General features: G+C 67.0%; 13 protein-coding genes. All 13 read left to right on the top strand.

Annotation, left to right across the window (positions count from 1 at the left end; all coding sequences use genetic code 11):
* The first annotated feature begins 31 nt into the window (after positions 1-31).
* Positions 32-1,345 carry a sn-glycerol-3-phosphate ABC transporter substrate-binding protein UgpB gene (ugpB, locus tag EJI00_RS15355; protein WP_126748370.1) on the top strand — a complete coding sequence of 438 codons (1,314 nt, stop codon included), beginning with the start codon at positions 32-34 and terminating at the stop codon, positions 1,343-1,345.
* A 98-nt stretch (positions 1,346-1,443) separates the two neighbouring features.
* Positions 1,444-2,325, top strand: coding sequence for a sn-glycerol-3-phosphate ABC transporter permease UgpA (gene ugpA, locus EJI00_RS15350; RefSeq protein ID WP_126748369.1), 882 nt, complete (start codon positions 1,444-1,446; stop codon positions 2,323-2,325).
* Between the two features lie 33 nt (positions 2,326-2,358).
* Entirely contained in the window at positions 2,359-3,210 is an 852-nt protein-coding gene (gene ugpE, locus EJI00_RS15345) for a sn-glycerol-3-phosphate ABC transporter permease UgpE (protein WP_126748368.1), read from the top strand.
* A gap of 4 nt (positions 3,211-3,214) precedes the next feature.
* Positions 3,215-4,222 carry a sn-glycerol-3-phosphate import ATP-binding protein UgpC gene (locus tag EJI00_RS15340; protein ID WP_126748367.1) on the top strand — a complete coding sequence of 336 codons (1,008 nt, stop codon included), beginning with the start codon at positions 3,215-3,217 and terminating at the stop codon, positions 4,220-4,222.
* Positions 4,223-4,228: 6 nt separating this feature from the next.
* Positions 4,229-4,975: a glycerophosphodiester phosphodiesterase gene (gene ugpQ, locus EJI00_RS15335; RefSeq protein ID WP_126748366.1), complete on the top strand. Its 747-nt coding sequence runs from the start codon at positions 4,229-4,231 to the stop codon at positions 4,973-4,975.
* A 76-nt stretch (positions 4,976-5,051) separates the two neighbouring features.
* The gene (locus EJI00_RS15330; protein ID WP_126748365.1) at positions 5,052-7,475 is read left to right on the top strand and encodes a DUF3772 domain-containing protein; all 2,424 of its coding nucleotides are present in this window, start codon (positions 5,052-5,054) and stop codon (positions 7,473-7,475) included.
* 133 nt (positions 7,476-7,608) lie between these two features.
* The gene (gene flhB / locus EJI00_RS15325) at positions 7,609-8,751 is read left to right on the top strand and encodes a flagellar biosynthesis protein FlhB (RefSeq protein ID WP_126748364.1); all 1,143 of its coding nucleotides are present in this window, start codon (positions 7,609-7,611) and stop codon (positions 8,749-8,751) included.
* Positions 8,748-10,835, top strand: a complete 2,088-nt coding sequence (gene flhA, locus EJI00_RS15320) for a flagellar biosynthesis protein FlhA (RefSeq protein ID WP_126748363.1) — start codon at positions 8,748-8,750, stop codon at positions 10,833-10,835. The genes flhB and flhA overlap by 4 nt, the downstream gene beginning before the upstream one ends.
* Entirely contained in the window at positions 10,832-13,213 is a 2,382-nt protein-coding gene (flhF, locus tag EJI00_RS15315; protein ID WP_126748362.1) for a flagellar biosynthesis protein FlhF, read from the top strand. The genes flhA and flhF overlap by 4 nt, the downstream gene beginning before the upstream one ends.
* The gene (locus EJI00_RS15310) at positions 13,210-14,091 is read left to right on the top strand and encodes a MinD/ParA family protein (protein WP_126748361.1); all 882 of its coding nucleotides are present in this window, start codon (positions 13,210-13,212) and stop codon (positions 14,089-14,091) included. The genes flhF and EJI00_RS15310 overlap by 4 nt, the downstream gene beginning before the upstream one ends.
* Positions 14,048-14,797: an RNA polymerase sigma factor FliA gene (locus EJI00_RS15305; protein WP_185868145.1), complete on the top strand. Its 750-nt coding sequence runs from the start codon at positions 14,048-14,050 to the stop codon at positions 14,795-14,797. The genes EJI00_RS15310 and EJI00_RS15305 overlap by 44 nt, the downstream gene beginning before the upstream one ends.
* Positions 14,798-14,857: 60 nt before the next feature.
* The gene (locus tag EJI00_RS15300) at positions 14,858-15,922 is read left to right on the top strand and encodes a MerR family transcriptional regulator (RefSeq protein WP_126748359.1); all 1,065 of its coding nucleotides are present in this window, start codon (positions 14,858-14,860) and stop codon (positions 15,920-15,922) included.
* The gene (locus tag EJI00_RS15295; RefSeq protein ID WP_126748358.1) at positions 15,919-17,343 is read left to right on the top strand and encodes a carotenoid oxygenase family protein; all 1,425 of its coding nucleotides are present in this window, start codon (positions 15,919-15,921) and stop codon (positions 17,341-17,343) included. The genes EJI00_RS15300 and EJI00_RS15295 overlap by 4 nt, the downstream gene beginning before the upstream one ends.
* The last annotated feature ends 17 nt before the right edge of the window (positions 17,344-17,360 follow it).

Here is a 17,360-nt window from a genome sequence, read left to right as displayed (position 1 = left end):
TCCGCGCTTTCATTTCCCATCAGGAGTCTTCATGCGATTCAAGACGCTCGCGCTGGCATCGGCGCTGGCCGCCACCACGCTGTTCAACCTGGCCCACGCCCAGACCGAGATCCAGTGGTGGCATTCCATGACCGCCGTCAACAACGAGTGGGTCAACGACCTGGCCAAGCAGTTCAACGAGAGCCAGAAGGAATACAAGATCGTGCCGACCTACAAGGGCACGTACGACGAATCGATGACGGCTTCCATCGCAGCCTTTCGCGCGGGCAACGCACCGCACATCCTGCAGGTGTTCGAAGTGGGCACCGCGACCATGATGGCCAGCAAGGGCGCCATCGTGCCGGTCGGCCAGGTCATGAAGGACGCAGGCGAAAAATTCGACCCGGCCGCCTACATTCCGGCCGTGGCCGGCTACTACACCGCGCCCAACGGCCAGATGCTGAGCTTTCCCCTGAACAGCTCGACGACGGTGTTCTATATCAACAAGGACGCCTTCAAGGCCGCCGGCATCGACACCGCCAAGCTGCCCTCGACCTGGCCTGAAGTGACCGCCGCCGCCGCCAAGCTGAAGGCGAGCGGCCACAAGTGCCCGTTCACCACCGCATGGCAGGGTTGGACCCAGCTGGAGAGCTTCTCGGCCTGGCACAACGTCGAGTTCGCGACCAAGAGCAACGGCCTCGCCGGCCTCGACGCGCGCATGAAGATCAATTCGCCGCTGCATGTGCGCCACATCGAGAACCTGGCCAACATGGCCAAGCAGGGCTTGTTCATCTACAAGGGCCGCGGCAACGTGCCTGAAGCCTCGTTCGTGTCGGGCGAGTGCGCAATGATCAACACGTCCTCGGGCTTCTACGGCAACGTCGCCAAGAACGCCAAGTTCGCCTACGCCGTGGCTCCGCTGCCCTACTACCCGGACGTGCCGGGCGCACCGCAGAACACCGTGATCGGCGGCGCAAGCCTCTGGGTGATGTCGGGCAAGAAGCCGGCCGAGTACAAGGGCGTGGCCAAGTTCTTCAGCTTCATCTCCACGCCTGAAGTGCAGTCCGCCAGCCACAAGCGCACGGGCTACCTGCCCGTGACCACGGCCTCCTACAAGCTCACCGAAGAATCCGGCTTCTACAAGCAGAACCCCGGCACCGACGTGGCCGTGACGCAGATGGTGCGCAAGGTCACCGACAAGAGCCGCGGCATCCGCCTGGGCAACTACGTGCAGATCCGCGCCATCGAGGACGAAGAGCTCGAACAGGTCTGGAGCGGCAAGAAAACCGCCAAGGAAGCGCTCGACTCCATCGTGACGCGCGGCAACGAGCAACTGGAACGCTTTCAGAAAGCAAACAAAAGCTAACGATTGAGGCCCGGGCCCTGGTGTCCGGCTAATATCGCCCGCCCCCGTTCGCTCTTGTGCAAGAGCGGACTGGGCGGGATTTTTTATGCAGAGGGTTCATGGAAAAACGCGTTTTCTTTCGCTCGGACTGGTTGCCCTGGCTGCTGCTGCTGCCGCAAATGGCGGTGATCCTCGTGTTTTTCTTCTGGCCGGCGGCGCAGGCGCTGTTGCAGTCATTGCAGCAGCAAGACGCCTTCGGCACATCGGTGGAGTTCGTCGGGCTCGACAACTTCCGCCAGATATTCAGTGACCCGAGCTATGTGGAGTCGTTCAAGACCACCGCCCTGTTCTCGGTGCTGGTGGCGGGCATCGGCATCACGCTGTCGCTGGCACTGGCGGTGTTTGCCGATCGCATCACGCGCGGCGGCACCTTCTACAAGACCATGCTGATCCTGCCCTATGCGGTGGCGCCCGCCGTGGCGGCCGTGCTCTGGGTCTTCATGTTCTCGCCTTCGCTGGGCGTGGTGTCCTATGCGCTCGGCAAGATCGGCATCGATTGGAACCACCTGCTCGATTCGGGCCACGCCATGACGCTGATCGTGATGGCCTCGGTGTGGAAGCAGATTTCCTACAACTTCCTGTTCTTCCTGGCCGGGCTGCAGTCGATCCCCAAGTCGCTCATCGAGGCCGCGGCCATCGACGGGGCGCGCCCGTGGCGCCGCTTCTGGACGGTGCAGTTTCCGCTCCTGTCGCCCACCACCTTCTTCCTGCTGGTGATCAACGTGGTCTACGCCTTCTTCGACACCTTCGCGATCGTCGATGCGGCCACCCAGGGTGGCCCGGGCAAGGACACGGCGATCCTGGTCTACAAGGTGTATTACGACGGCTTCAAGGCCATGGACCTCGGCGGTTCGGCGGCGCAGTCCGTCGTGCTGATGGTGATCGTGGTGGCGCTGACCGTCATCCAGTTCCGCTACGTGGAAAAGAAGGTTCAATACTGATGAAACAAAACAAGAATTTCGCGGAGGCCCTCCATGGTTGAGAAACGTGGCACCCACGGCATCCTGGCCCATGTGGTGATGATCCTCGGCGTGTTCGTGGTCGCCTTTCCGCTCTACCTGGCGTTCGTCGCATCCACGCACACGGCACAGGAAATCGTGCAGGCCCCCATGCCGCTCTTGCCCGGCACCAACATGCTGGACAGCTACAAGGGCGCGCTCTTCGGGCGCGAAACCAGCACCGGCTCCAACGCCCCCGTGGCCCACATGATGTGGGTCAGCCTGGTGTCGGCCTTGGTGATTTCCATCGGCAAGATCACCATCTCGCTGCTGTCCGCCTTCGCCATCGTCTACTTCCGGTTCCCGTTCAAGAAGATCTGCTTCTGGGCCATCTTTGTAACGCTGATGCTGCCGGTGGAGGTGCGCATCCTGCCTACCTACAAGGTGTTGTCGGACCTGAACATGCTGAACACCTACGCGGGCCTCACGGTACCGCTGATCGCGTCGGCCACGGCCACGTTCCTGTTCCGCCAGTTCTTCCTCACGGTGCCCGACGAGCTCACCGAGGCCTCGCGCATGGACGGCGCCAGCCCCATGCGCTTCTTCTTCGACGTGCTGCTGCCGTTGTCGAAGACCTCGATTGCGGCGCTGTTCGTCATTCAGTTCATCTACGGCTGGAACCAGTACCTCTGGCCGCTGCTCGCGACCACTGGCGAAGACATGTACCCCGTGGTGGTCGGTATCAAAAGGATGATTGCCGGCGGCGACAGCCAGAACGAATGGAATGTGGTGATGGCAACAGCCATCCTCGCCATGCTGCCGCCCGCGCTGGTGGTGGTGCTGATGCAGAAGTGGTTCGTCAAGGGCCTCGTGGACACTGAAAAATAAACAAATGGCAGCTCTCTCTTTACGCAACGTCATCAAGCGCTACGGCCACGGGCCGAAAGCCAACCAGGTCATCCACGGCGTGAGCGCCGAGATTGCCGACCATGAATTCATCGTCATCGTCGGGCCTTCGGGCTGCGGCAAGTCCACCTTGCTGCGCATGGTGGCCGGCCTGGAAGAAATCTCGGCCGGCGAAATCGCCATTGGCGGGCGCGTGGTGAACCAGCTCGAGCCTTCCGAGCGCGACATCGCCATGGTGTTCCAGAACTACGCGCTCTATCCGCACATGAGCGTGTTCAAGAACATGGCGTACGGCCTGAAGATCGCCAAGGTGCCCGAGCCCGAGATCAAGACCCGTGTCGACAAAGCCGCCAAGATCCTCGAACTGGGCCACCTGCTCGAGCGCAAGCCGCGCGAGCTTTCGGGCGGCCAGCGCCAGCGCGTTGCCATGGGCCGCGCCATCGTGCGCCAGCCCCAGGTGTTTCTGTTCGACGAGCCGCTGTCCAACCTGGACGCCAAGCTGCGCGCACAAACCCGCATCGAGATCCAGAAGCTGCACCGCGAACTCGGCATCACCTCGCTCTTCGTCACGCACGACCAGGTCGAGGCCATGACGCTCGCGCAGCGCATCATCGTGATGAACGGCGGCGTGATGGACCAGTTCGCGACGCCCGAAGAGGTCTACAACCGGCCGGCCACCACCTTCGTGGCCAGCTTCATCGGCTCGCCGCCGATGAACCTGCTGCAGCATGCCCCCGGCGTGCGGCCGGGCCAGATTCTCGGCATTCGCCCCGAGCACATGAAGCTCGACGAAAGCGGCTGGTCCGTGCAGGTCGAGTCGGTCGAGCTGCTGGGCGCCGAGCGCCTGGTGTACGGCCGCATCGGCGACGAGCAGATCATCATGCGCACCGACGAAGGCGATCATCCGCCGGTCGCGGGCGACACGGTGAAGATTGCGGCGCGCGAAGACAAGCTGCACTGGTTCGACGCCGGCTCCGGCAAGCGCGTGGACTGACGCACTATGCCGGAACTGAAACCCTGGCCCTACCCGCGCTGGGTAGCGCACCGCGGTGCCGGCAAGCTGGCGCCCGAGAACACGCTGGCCGCGTTCAGGCTCGGCGCCTCGCATGGCTACCGCATGTTCGAGTGCGATGCCAAGCTCAGCGCCGACGGCGTGGCCTTTCTGATGCACGACGCCGAGCTCGACCGGACCACCACGGGCCACGGCATTGGCGGAGAGCAGTCGTGGAGCGCGCTCTCCCAGCTCGACGCGGGCGGCTGGCACTCGCGCGCCTTTGCGGGCGAGCCGCTTGCCACGCTCGAGAACCTGGCCCGGTTCTGCCTGGCCAGCAACCATCTGCTCAACATCGAGATCAAGCCCACGCCCGGTAGCGAGCGCAAGACCGGCGAGGCGGTGGCGCGGCAAGCGGCCAGCCTTTGGCAGGGTGCGGCCATTCCGCCGCTGCTCACGTCCTTCCAGGTCGAATCGCTCAAGGGCGCCCAGGCGGTCGAGCCCGGCTTGCCGCGCGGGCTGCTGCTCGACAAGCTCTGGAACGGCTGGTTGGAAGCCGCAACCGGCCTGGAGTGCGCCGCCATCGTCTGCAACCACAAGCTCTGGGATGCCGACACGGTGGCCCAGGTGCACGGCGCCGGCATGCGCGCGCTGAGCTACACCGTGAATGACGAACAGGCCGCGCAGCGGCTGATCGCCCTGGGCACCGACGGCATCATCACCGACCGGGTCGACCTGTTCAGCCCCGCCGCCTGACCGCTCCTCCTACCGGCCGCGGCGGCTCGACACACGCTGTCACGAGCCGCGCCACGGGCCGCAAATGACGCCTTCTATGATGGCAGCCATGAGTTTCATCCCACGCCTGATGGCCTTTTGGCTGGCGGCCCTGCTGTCTTGCGGCGCCGCGGTGGCGCAGCCGGACGCCGGCACCGGCGCCAACAGCAGCGCCGCCGCAGCCGCGGCGCTCGCGCCCGAACCCACCGTGGCCGAACTGCGCGAGCAGCTCTCCAAGATCACCGCTTCGGCCAATTCCGAACCCGACGCCGACGTGCGCAAGTTCGTCGCGCAGATCAACGAGATCGGCACCCAGGCCGACAAGTTCGTTGCCGCACGCACCGGCGAACTGGCCGACCTGAACGCCCGGCTCGGCGAACTCGGCAATCCGCCGGCCGCGGGCACGACGGAAGACCCCGACATCACGCGCCAGCGCGCCCGCCTCACCAAGGAGCGCAATGCGCTGGATGCGGACATCAGGCTCGCGCGCCTCCTGGCCATCGACGTGCGGCAGCGCAGCGCCGAGCTGCTCACCCAGCGCCGGGCGCTTTTCGAGGCGCAGATCACCGAGCGCGCGCCCTCGCCGCTCGGCGGCGAGTTCTGGCGCGACCTGCGGGAGGCATGGCCCAGCGATCTCGAACGCCTGAGCACGCTGGCGTCCGGCCTGCAAGACGGACTCGCGCTGGCCATGCAGCAGGATGGGCCCAGAACGGCGGTGCTCGGCGCGCTGGTGCTGGCGGTGCTGCTCGCGATACTCGGCAACTGGGTGGCCGAGCACCTGCTGACACGCCTTGCCGCGCGGCTGCTGCCGGCAGGCCGGCTCCGTCGTTCGCTGCTGGTCATTGCCATCGTGGCGAGCCATGTGCTGCTGGTTGCGATTGCGGCGCACGGCTTCGTGTGGGTGCTGGAGGAATACGCCACCTGGCAGCCGCAGGCACGCAAGGCCATGCGTTCGATGGCGCAGGCGCTGGTGTTCATGGCTTTCGTCATCGGGCTGGGCCGTGCGCTGTTGGCCACCGCGCGGCCAAGCTGGCGCCTGCCGCCCATTCCCGACGCAATGGCAACGCGTCTTGCCGCGTTGCCGTGGCTGGTCGCGCTGGTGGCCGCGCTGGCCTGGACACCCGCAGAAATCAACCAGCTGGTGAACGCCAGCTTTGCAGCCGTGGTGGCCACGCATGTGCTCACGGCGCTCGTACTCACGGCCCTGGTCGGCGCGGTGCTCTACCGCCTGAAGCCGCTGCGCGCCGACGCCCCCGAGGCCGGCCTGCCCGAGCGCCCGATGTGGGTGGGCCTGCTGGTGGCATGCATCGGCGTGCTGATCGTCGCCATCTGGGTGCTGGTGGCCGTGGGCTATGTGGCGCTTGCGAGCTTCCTGGCCTCGCAGCTCACCTGGAGCGGCATCGTCGCGGCGGCGTTCTATGTGCTGTTCAAGTTTGCCGACGACGTTTTCATGGCCGGCGTGTCGTCGCGCAGCACCTTCGGCCAGCGCCTGCAAAAGAGCTTTGGCCTTGCGCCGCAAACGCTCGACCAGGCCGCCACGGTGCTCTCCGGCCTGAGCCGGGTGGCGCTGTTCTTCTACATGCTGATCGCGCTGGCGGCGCCCCTGGGCACCGGGCCGGGCGAAGTGTTCCAGCGCAGCGGCAAGTTCGGCACCGGCGTGAAAGTGGGCGAGTTCCAGCTGGTGCCCGGCGCCATCTTCAGCGCCATTGCCGTGGCGCTGGTGGGCTTCATCATGCTGCGGGTGTTCAAGCGCTGGCTGGCGCGCAGCTACCTGCCCAGCACCCAGTTCGAGCCGGGCATGCAGAGTTCGATCACCACGCTGCTGGGCTACGTCGGCGGCATCCTGGTGGTCGCGTTCTCGCTCTCGGCGCTGGGCATCGGCATCGAGCGCATCGCTTGGGTGGCCAGCGCGCTGTCGGTGGGCATCGGCTTCGGCTTGCAGGCCATCGTGCAGAACTTCATCTCGGGCCTCATTCTTTTGGCCGAGCAGCCGGTGAAGGTGGGCGACTGGGTGGTGCTGGGCACCACCGAGGGCGATGTGCGGCGCATCAACGTGCGCGCCACGGAAATTCAGCTCGGAGACCGCTCGACGGTCATCGTGCCCAACTCCGAGTTCATCACCAAGACCGTCCGCAACATGACGCTGGCCAATGCGGAAGGCCGGGTGCTCATTCGCCTGCCAATGCCGCCGACCACCGACGCCCAGCGCGTGCGCGACCTCATCCTGGAGGCCTGCCGCGCGCACGAAGGCGTGCTCGAAACCCCCGCGCCTTCGCTCACGCTCGAAGGCATCGAGGGCGGCCTGCTCATCTTCCAGGCCATTGCCTATGTGCCCAGCCCGCGCTTGGCGGGCAGCGTGCGCAGCGACCTGCTGTTCACCATTCTGGAGCGCCTGCGCGCGGAACGGATCGAGCTGGTGCCCTATGCGGCCGTGCCGCCGCCGGTTGCCCCTGCGGACGGCGCCGCGACGGCCGCGGCCTAGCGCCTGTTACATCCCGATCACCCAAGCAGGGGGCAAATGCCCGCCTTGATCGATCAATTGTCCGGAGCCCTGAAAACGAACAATCTACAGCCATGAGCAGGCGATCTCTCGCCAACGCTCGCCCGGAGCATGAATGGCTGAAGAAAGCGACCTCGAAAAAACCGAACCCGCCTCACCGCAGCGCCTTGAAAAGGCGCGCGAGGAAGGGGACGTTGCCCGGTCGCGGGAGCTGGTCACCTTCGTAATGCTGGGCACGGCCGTCGCCGGCCTGTGGCTCACTGCCGGCTCGCTCGGCGGCACCTTGCGCGGCGCGCTGGCCCAGGGCATGCACTTCGACCGGGCTTCGGCGTTCGACCCCTCCTACATGATGGCGCGCGCCGGGCTCATGGCGTACGAGGCGCTGATCGCGCTGGCGCCGCTGTTCGGCATGATGGTGGTGGCCGCCGTGGTCGCCCCCATGATGCTCGGCGGCTGGCTGTTCTCGGCCAAGGCGATCGGCCCCAAGTTCAACAAGCTCGACCCGATTGCCGGCATCGGCCGCATGTTTTCGACGCAGGCGCTGTCGGAGCTGATCAAGGCGCTGGCCAAGTCGCTGCTGATCGGCTGGATGGCCTGGCTGGTGATCATGGGCAACATCGACGAGGTCAATGCGCTCATGGCGCAGTCGGAGCGCTCCGCGCTGCCGCAGATGATCGCCCTGGTGGCGCACAACTGTGCCCTGATTGCCTCCGCCCTGCTGCTGGTGGCCCTCATCGACGTGCCCTATCAGCTGTGGAGCTACCACCGCAAGCTGCGCATGTCGCGCGAAGACTTGCGCCAGGAGCACAAGGAAAGCGAAGGCGACCCGCACATCAAGGCGCAGATCCGCCGCCAGCAACAGCAGATGGCGCGCCGCCGGATGATGGCCGAGGTGCCCAAGGCCGACATCGTGGTGACCAACCCCACGCACTTTGCCGTGGCGCTCAAGTATGTGGACCATGACATGCGCGCCCCGCGCGTGGTGGCCAAGGGAAGCGACCTCGTCGCCGCGCGCATCCGCGAGCTTGCACGCGAGAACAACGTTGCCATTCTGGAGGCGCCGCCGCTCACGCGCGCACTGTTCAAGCACACCCGCCTGGGCGACGAAATCCCGGCCGGCCTCTACACCGCGGTGGCCGAAGTGCTGGCCTGGGTCTACCAGCTCAAGCGCTGGAAGAGCGAGGGCGGCGAAGCGCCGCGCACGCCCGTCGACCTGCCCATTCCCGAATCGCTCGAATACTCGTTGGACGCCGCATGAACGCCACGCTGACCCGCCTGCAGGCGCAACTGTTCTCCGGAGCCCAGTGGAAGGGCCTTGCCGGCCCGGTGCTGATCGTGCTCATCCTGAGCATGATGGTGCTGCCGCTGCCGGCCTTTCTGCTCGACCTGCTGTTCACGTTCAACATCGCGATGTCGGTGATGGTGCTGCTGGTGAGCATGTACACCATGAAGGCGCTGGACTTCGCGGCCTTTCCCGCCGTGCTGCTGTTCTCCACGCTGCTGCGCCTGTCGCTCAACGTGGCTTCCACGCGCGTGGTGCTGATGCACGGCCACACCGGGCCGGATGCAGCGGGCAAGGTGATCGAGGCCTTCGGCCACTTTCTCGTGGGCGGCAATTTCGCGGTCGGCGTGATGGTGTTCATCATCCTGGTGCTGATCAACTTCATGGTGATCACCAAGGGCGCCGGACGCATCGCCGAGGTGGGTGCGCGCTTCATGCTCGACGCCATGCCCGGCAAGCAGATGGCGATCGACGCCGACCTGAACGCCGGCCTCATCGGCGAAGACGTGGCACGCAAGCGCCGCCAGGAAGTGGCGCAGGAAGCCGACTTCTACGGCTCCATGGACGGTGCCAGCAAGTTCGTGCGCGGCGACGCGGTGGCCGGCCTCCTGATCATGGTGATCAACATCATCGGCGGCCTGGTGGTCGGCATGGTGCAGCACGGGCTGGACTTCAGCACCGCCGGCAAGACCTACACGCTGCTGGCCATCGGCGACGGCCTGGTGGCGCAGATTCCGGCGCTGGTGATCTCCACCGCCGCCGGTGTCATCGTGTCGCGCGTGACCACCGACGAAGACGTGGGCCGCCAGCTGACCGGCCAGCTGTTCTCCAACCCGCAGGTGCTCTTTCTCACGGCCGGCATCATCGGCCTGATGGGCATGATCCCGGGCATGCCGAACCTGGCGTTCCTGCTGATCGCGGGCGGCCTGGTGTGGCTGGGCCGGCGCCTTCTCAAGCGCGCCCCGCAGGCCGCGGCCGAGCAAGCCGCCGCGGCGCAGGCCGCTGCGGCACCCGCGGTGGAAGCGCCCGAGGCAACCTGGGACGACGTGGCGCTGGTCGATCCGCTCGGCATGGAAGTCGGCTACCGCCTGATCCCGCTGGTGGACCAGACGCAGAACGGCGAACTGCTGGGCCGCATCAAGAGCATCCGCAAGAAGACCGCGCAAGAGATCGGCTTTCTGGCACCGGTGGTGCACATTCGCGACAACCTCGAGATTGCGCCCAACACCTATGTCATCAGCCTGAAGGGCGTCGAGATCGGCCGCGGCGAAGCCTTCCCCAACCAGTGGATGGCCATCAACCCCGGCCAGGTGACCGGCACCCTGCCCGGCACGCCCACGCAAGACCCGGCCTTCCATTTGCCCGCAGTGTGGATCGACGCCAGCCTTCGCCAGGAGGCGCAGGTGCTCGGCTACACGGTGGTCGATGCCTGCACCGTGATGGCGACGCACCTGAACCACCTGATCCAGACCCACGCCGCCGAGCTGCTGGGCCGCCAGGAAGTGCAGCAGCTGCTCGACCAGATCGGCAAGACCGCGCCCAAGCTCACCGAAGACCTGGTGCCCAAGGTCATTTCGCTGAGCACGCTGCACAAGGTGCTGCAGAACCTGCTCGACGAAGAGGTGCCGATCCGCGACATGCGCACCATCCTCGATGTGATGGCCGAGCACGCGCCCACCGTGAAGGACGCGGCCGAGCTCACCTCGCTCACGCGCCTGGCGCTTGGTCGCGCGATCACGCAGCAGCTGTTCCCGGGCGATTCCGAACTGCAGGTGATCGGCCTGGACGGCGCGCTCGACAGCGTGCTGCAGCAGGCGCTCGCCAACAACAACGGCATCGAGCCGGGCCTTGCCAACAGCCTGATGCAGCAGACCCGCGCCGCGATTGCGCGCCAGGAGCAGATGGGCCTTGCGCCGGTGCTGGTCGTCCAGCATTCGCTGCGGGTCCTGCTCTCGCGGTTCCTGCGCCGCAGCTTCCGCCAACTCAAGGTCCTCTCGCACGCCGAGATACCTGACACCCGCAACATCAAGATCACCGCCACCATCGGAGGAAGAGTTTGAACACCCAGACAGACGCGCGGACCAGCGCACGCAAGTTCGTCGCCCCCACCAGCCGGGAAGCCCTGCGCCTTGCGCGCGAAGCGCTCGGCGCCGAAGCGATGGTGCTGACCAATCGCGTGGTTGCCGAAGGCGTGGAGATCGTCGCCATGGCGCCGGACGAAGTGGAAGAAGTGCGCGCGAGCGCACCCGCGGCGCACGCCGCCGCGCAGCCCGCGCCCGCTCCCGCTCCAGCAGCAGCTCCTGTTGCAGCGCCTGCAGCCGCCTTCATGCTCACTCCGGCGCCCGCCCCCGCACCCGCGGCTGCCCCCGTCGCAGTCGAGAGCGTGCTCGGAGAGCTGCACTCGATGCGCTGCATGATCGAAGAACAGCTTGCCGGCGTGGTGTGGAACGACAAGCAGCGGCGCGACCCGATGCGCGGCCGACTGCTGCGCACGCTGCTCGGCGCCGGCTTCAGCGCACGCCTGTCCAAGGCCATGCTGGAGCATCTGCCCACGGGCCAGAGCTATGCCCAGGGCATGGCCTTCGTGCGCTCCGAGCTGATCCGGACCCTTCCGGTGCATGAAGACGAAGACGCGCTGCTGGCACAAGGCGGCGTGTATGCGCTGATGGGCCCCACCGGCGTGGGCAAGACCACGACCACGGCCAAGCTCGCCGCGCGCTGCGTGATGCGCTTCGGCGCCGAGAAGCTGGCGCTGGTCACCACCGACAGCTACCGTATCGGCGCCTACGAACAGCTGCGCATCTACGGCCAGATTCTCAATGTGCCGGTGTACGCCGTGAAGGATGCGGCCGACCTGCACCTGGTGTTGCAAGACCTGCGCGACAAGCACATGGTGCTGATCGACACGGTCGGCATGAGCCAGCGCGACCGCGCCGTCTCCGACCAGATCGCGATGTTCTGCAACAGCCAGCGGCCCGTGAAGCGGCTGCTGCTGCTCAATGCCGCCAGCCATGGCGACACGCTCAACGAAGTGGTGCACGCCTACCGGCATGGCGGCGGCAACGAACTGGCGGGCTGCATCTTCACCAAGGTCGATGAAGCCACCCACCCCGGCGCGCTGATCGACACCGTGATTCGCCACCGCCTGCCGGTGCACTACGTGTCCAGCGGACAGAAGGTGCCCGAGAACCTGATGCGCGCCGACCGCGCCCAGCTGGTGGACAGCGTGTTCCAGGCCAACAGCCGCAGCGCGCTCTTCGTTCCCGGAGAAAGCGACATGCAGGACGGATCTGCCGCAAACGCCGATGCGTCCGCCGCGCAAGCCGAGGCCGAACGGCAGCGGCTGCGTTACCGCCAGCTGATTCGCGCCATGGCGCACGATGCACAAGAGGTGGCCGCCGCCGCGGCCGCGCTCGCAAATGCGCCGCTCGGCTTCGAGCAGTCGCGCGCGCTCTGGCGCCAGGCCGCCGACGAGAACGTCGGCCACAAGGCGGTGCTGGAGGCGCTCATGACGCACGCCACGAACGAGATCGCCACCGGCTGCGACACCCATTTGCTCGCGCTGTCGAGCCAGGTGAGCCTCAAGTCGGACGAAGGCGGCGACGCCTATCAATGCCATGGCAGCCTGCTGCTGTCCGACCGCACCGGCATGCCCCTCTCCGCGCCCAACCAGTGGCTTTCCACCGGCACGGCACGCAACCCCGCCGATCCCGCGCGCAGGCCCGGCGTGCGGCAAGTGCAATGGCTGCGCCAGCAGGACTTCGGCAAGACCGTGGTGCACGTGCTGTCGCGGCTGCCCGCGGCCGAGCTCATGCTGCAGTGGAAAGTGCAGCGCCAGCAATGGCTCGCGCGCGCACCCGGCTCCACCGCGGTCATCGATCCGCGCACCGGCGAATACGCCACCCTCACCGGCCTGGACTTCTCGTTCGGTGAAGAACGCCTCGTGACCTTCAAGGGCCGCCCCGCGCTGCAGGCTGAAGCCCAGGCCAACATCACGCTGCGCACCGACGGCGGCCCGCCCGGCCTGCGCTGCGTGGTCACCCGCATCACCGATCCGCGCAGCCGCAAGGTGCTGGCGCAGACCTACGCGCTCTCCAACGTCGGCCAGGAAGTTTCCGTTCAGCAGCTTGCGCAATGGCAGGCCTGGGCCGCCGAAGCGGAGCCCTGCTTCCGCCTGCTGCGCCAGGGCCTCTCGGTCATCGGCGGGCTCGGCGAGGCGGGCGACCCGCACATGATGAAGCGCCTGCTCATCGCCGGCCAGGTCACCACCACGGTGTGGCGGCTGCTGCAGGCAGATGGCGACTGGGCCGGCCGCACGCGCTCACTGCTGGGCCAGCTGACCGGCCGCCCGGCGCGGCCCGGACGCCCCCTCTCGGGCAACGTGTTGTATGCAGGCATGGGCAAGCTGTTCTTCCTGCTGGAGGCGCTGGACACGTGAGCAAGCTGGTGCCGGATCAAGCCGACGGACTGCGGCGGCTGCTCGCCCAATCGTCCGTGCGGCTCATCGCCATCGCGGGTATGGAGCGCCGACAGGGCTCCACCACGGCGGCAATGAACCTGGGCGCGGCCCTGGCCCACATGGGCAAGGACGTGCTGCTGCTGGACGAGCACAAGGCCAGCGCAAATTCAGTTCGCGGCGCATGGGCCGTCGATCCGCTCGGAACGCTGGCCGATGTCGCCACCCGGCGGCTCACCTGCGAAGGCGCGGCCGCGCGCGCCGAGTGCGGCGTCAATGTGCTGCCGGCGGTGCCGGGGGCACAGCCCGATCACGTCGACCCACGCCTTTTCTGGGAGGGCGACGTAGTGCTGGTCGACGCGGCGCTCGACAGTGCCGGCCACCTGTCGCCGCTGGCGCGGCTGGCGGACGACCTGGTGGTGGTGCTCCAGCCCAACCCCGCGTCCATCACCGCCACCTACTCGGGCATCAAGCGGCTGCACTACGCGCACGCGCTGCACCAACTCCGGTTGCTGGTCAACGGCGTTGCCGAACCCGACGCGGCCCGCCGGCTCATGGCCAACCTGATCGACACCGGCAGCCGCTACCTGGCGATTTCGATGCATGCCGCGGGCTGGGTGCGCGCCGATCCGCACCTGAACGATGCAAGGCGCCTGCGCCGGACCGTCGTCGAGGCGTTCCCGACCAGCCCGGCGGCGGTGGACTTCCGCGTCATCGGCGCCGACGTTGCGCAATGGCCGTGGCGCCCGTCGGTTCGCGCGCGCGACGCGGAACCGGCGCCGTGGCAGCCCGAGGCGCTGGCGCCGCAACAAGCACATGAGGAAAGGGAAGACCGTGTACACCGCTCAGGGCAATATTGAAAAGTCTCATCTGCTGAAGCAGCACCAGCCCATGGTGCGCCGCATGGCGCTCCAGATGCTGGCCAAGCTGCCCGCCAGCGTCGAGCTCGACGACCTGATCCAGGCCGGCATGATCGGCCTGCTGGACGCCTCTACCCGCTACCAGGACAACCGCGGCGCGCAGTTCGAAACCTTTGCGAGCCAGCGCATCCGCGGCGCCATGCTCGACGAACTTCGTGCGAACGACTGGGGCTCCCGCAACCTGCGCCAGCAGGCCCGCAAGGTCGAGCAGGCGATCCAGTCGCTGGAGCACCGGCTGGGCCGGCCCGCCACCGAAGGGGAGATCGCCAAGGAACTGAAGATGGACCTGGACGACTACCAGTCGCTGCTGCAGGAGATCCAGGGCTGCCAGCTGCTGTACGTCGAAGACTTTGCGCAGGAAGGCGAATCCGACAACCCCTGGCTCGACCGCCAGGCGCGCGGCGGCCGCCCCGGCGCCGACGACGACCCGCTGGCGCAACTGCTCGAAGCCGGTTTTCGCCATGAGCTGGTCGACGCCATCGCCGCCCTGCCCGAGCGCGACCAGCTGCTGCTGAACCTGTACTACGAGGAAGAACTGAACCTGCGCGAGATCGGCGCCATCCTGGAAGTGACCCAGTCGCGCGTGTGCCAGCTGCACGCCCAGGCCATCAGCCGCCTGCGCGCAAACCTGAAAGATTCGCTCTAGCGCCGCTTGACCCTCACGTAGCGGCAGGGTCTACGATGCCTTCAACTTGAGAGGGAAGGCATGTTCTTGAAGATCGGCGAACTCGCCCGGCGCACCGGGCTCACGGTTCGCGCATTGCGCCACTACGACGACATCGCACTGCTGGTGCCGTCCGAAAGATCCAGCGGCGGCTATCGCCTGTACGGCCGCAAGGACGTGGCGCGGCTCTACCGCATCCAGGCGCTGCGGCGCCTCGACCTGCCGCTTGCGGACGTACAGCAACTTCTCGACGACGACGCCGGAGGGCTGTCGGAAATGGTCGCACGGCAGGTGGCGCAGCTCGACGAAGAGATCCGGCGGGCCTCCGCGCTGCGCACCCACCTGCTCGCGGTGCAGGGCCTGCTGCAGGCCAGTGAAGAGCCTGGCATCGACGACTGGCTGCTGGCGCTCGAAAGCATGGTCGCGGGCGAAAAGTACTTCAGCGACGACGAGCAGCGCACGCTCAAGGCGCAGCGCGGCGGCTCCACCGACGCCATGGCGCCCGAGCGCGCGGAGTTGTCGGAGTTGCTGCGCAGCCTGGTGGCCGCCGGCACACCGCCCGAGAGCCCGCAGGCGCAAGCACTGGCGCAACGCTGGATTGCGCTGCTGCTCGAAGAAGCCGGCGGCGACGAGGGCCTGCTGATGAAGCTCTACGCCATGCACTGGAACGAGCCATCGCTGCATGCGCTCACCGGCGTGGATCGCGCGGGCATCCGCTACATCTCGCACGCCATGGCGTTCGCGCGCCTGCAACTCTATGCGCCCTACTGCAGCAAGGAAGACATGGCCACGCTGCGCCGCCACTACGTTGCGCAGACCGATGCGTGGCCGCCGCTCATCGCGGAAGTCCGGCAGCAGATGATGGCCAACGCCCCGCCCCACGGGCCGGCCATGCGCGCGCTGGCGTTGCGCTGGCAGGCGCTGTCGCTCGCCAAGGCCGGCGGCGACGCGGCACTGCATGCAAAGCTGCAGCGGGCGTTCCGCGAAGACGCGACGCTGCGGTCCGGCTCGGGCATCGACGAGGCGCTGGCTGCCTACGTCGGGCAAGCCATTGCGCAGCTCGACGGCACACCGCCCCTCATGAACAAACCCGAAGGCACCCAGTGAACGCAGCAGCGCAGAAGAACCCTCACTTCTTTACCGGCAACTACGCGCCGCTGACCGAAGAACATGACATCGCCGTGCTCGAGATCGAAGGCACCCTGCCCACCGAGCTCTCCGGCAGCCTGTACCGCGTCGGCCCGAACCCACAGTTCGCACCGCGCGACGACAGCTATCACTGGTTCTCGGGCGACGGCATGGTGCACGCCTTCCATATCGGGGGTGGCAAGGTGTCGTACAGCAACCGCTGGGCGCGCACGCCGAAATGGCAGCTCGAACACGAAGCCGGGCGCGCGCTCTTCGGCACCTTCGGCAACCCTGCCACCAGCGATCCGGTTGCGCACGGCCAGAACGGCGGCACCGCCAACACCAGCATGCTGTGGCACGGCAACCGCCTGTTCGCGCTTGAAGAGTCGCACCAGCCTTTCGAGCTCGATGCGTTCACGCTGGCTTCCAAGGGGCACCAGGACTTCCGCGGGCGCATGGCCTCGCGCTGCACCGCGCACCCGAAGATCGACCCCGAGACCGGCGAACTGCATTTCTTCGCGTACTCGCCCGACGGCCCTTGCTCGCCGACCATGCTCTACCGCGTGATGGACCCGCACTGCGAAGTCACGCAACTGCAGTCGTTCACCGCGCCGCATGCCAGCATGGCGCACGACTTCATGCTCACGCGCAGGCACGTTCTCTTTCCGGTCACTCCGCTGACGCTCAGCATCGAGCGCGCGATGCAAGGCAAGCCGCTGCTCGCGTGGGACGCCACCAAGCGCACCCACGTCGGCGTGATGCGCCGGGGCAGCGCGGCCGGCACCCTGCGCTGGTTCGACACTGACGCCTGCCATGTGTTCCACGTGATGAATGCCTGGGACGACGGCAACACCATCGTGGCCTATGTGATGCAGTCGAACACCGCCCCCGGCCTGCCCGATGCCGAAGGCCGCGCCGGCGACCCGCACGCCATGGCCGCACGGCTTTGCCGGTGGACCTTCGACCTGGCCGGCAAGAGCAGCGGCTTCCATCGTGAATACCTGGACGACCTGGCGGCGGAGTTTCCGCGCATCGACGAGCGCTACACAGGGCGCCGCAACCGCTACGGCTTCTACACCTGCCATGCGACACAGCGCGCGCGGGACGATTCGGAGAGCGTGCTCTACGACAGCCTGGCCCGGTTCGACTTCGATACCTCCACACGCAGCCAGTACACGCTGCCGCAAGGAGACGTGGTGTCCGAACCGGTGTTCGTGCCGCGCGCGGCGGATGCGGCCGAGGGCGACGGTTGGCTGCTCACGGTGGCTTGGCGCGAAAAGGAAAACCGCAGCGACCTGCTGATATTCGACGCCACGCGCCTGCCCGGGGGGCCGGTTGCGGTCGCCCGCCTGCCGCACCGCGTGCCATTCGGATTTCACGGGAATTGGCGGCTCGCCTAGCAATCGGGCGGCTGATT

The organism is Variovorax sp. DXTD-1 (genome assembly GCF_003984625.1).
GTDB lineage: Bacteria > Pseudomonadota > Gammaproteobacteria > Burkholderiales > Burkholderiaceae_C > Variovorax.
Note: the sequence above shows the minus strand (reverse complement) of the source record. Positions and strands in the feature narration are given on the sequence as shown.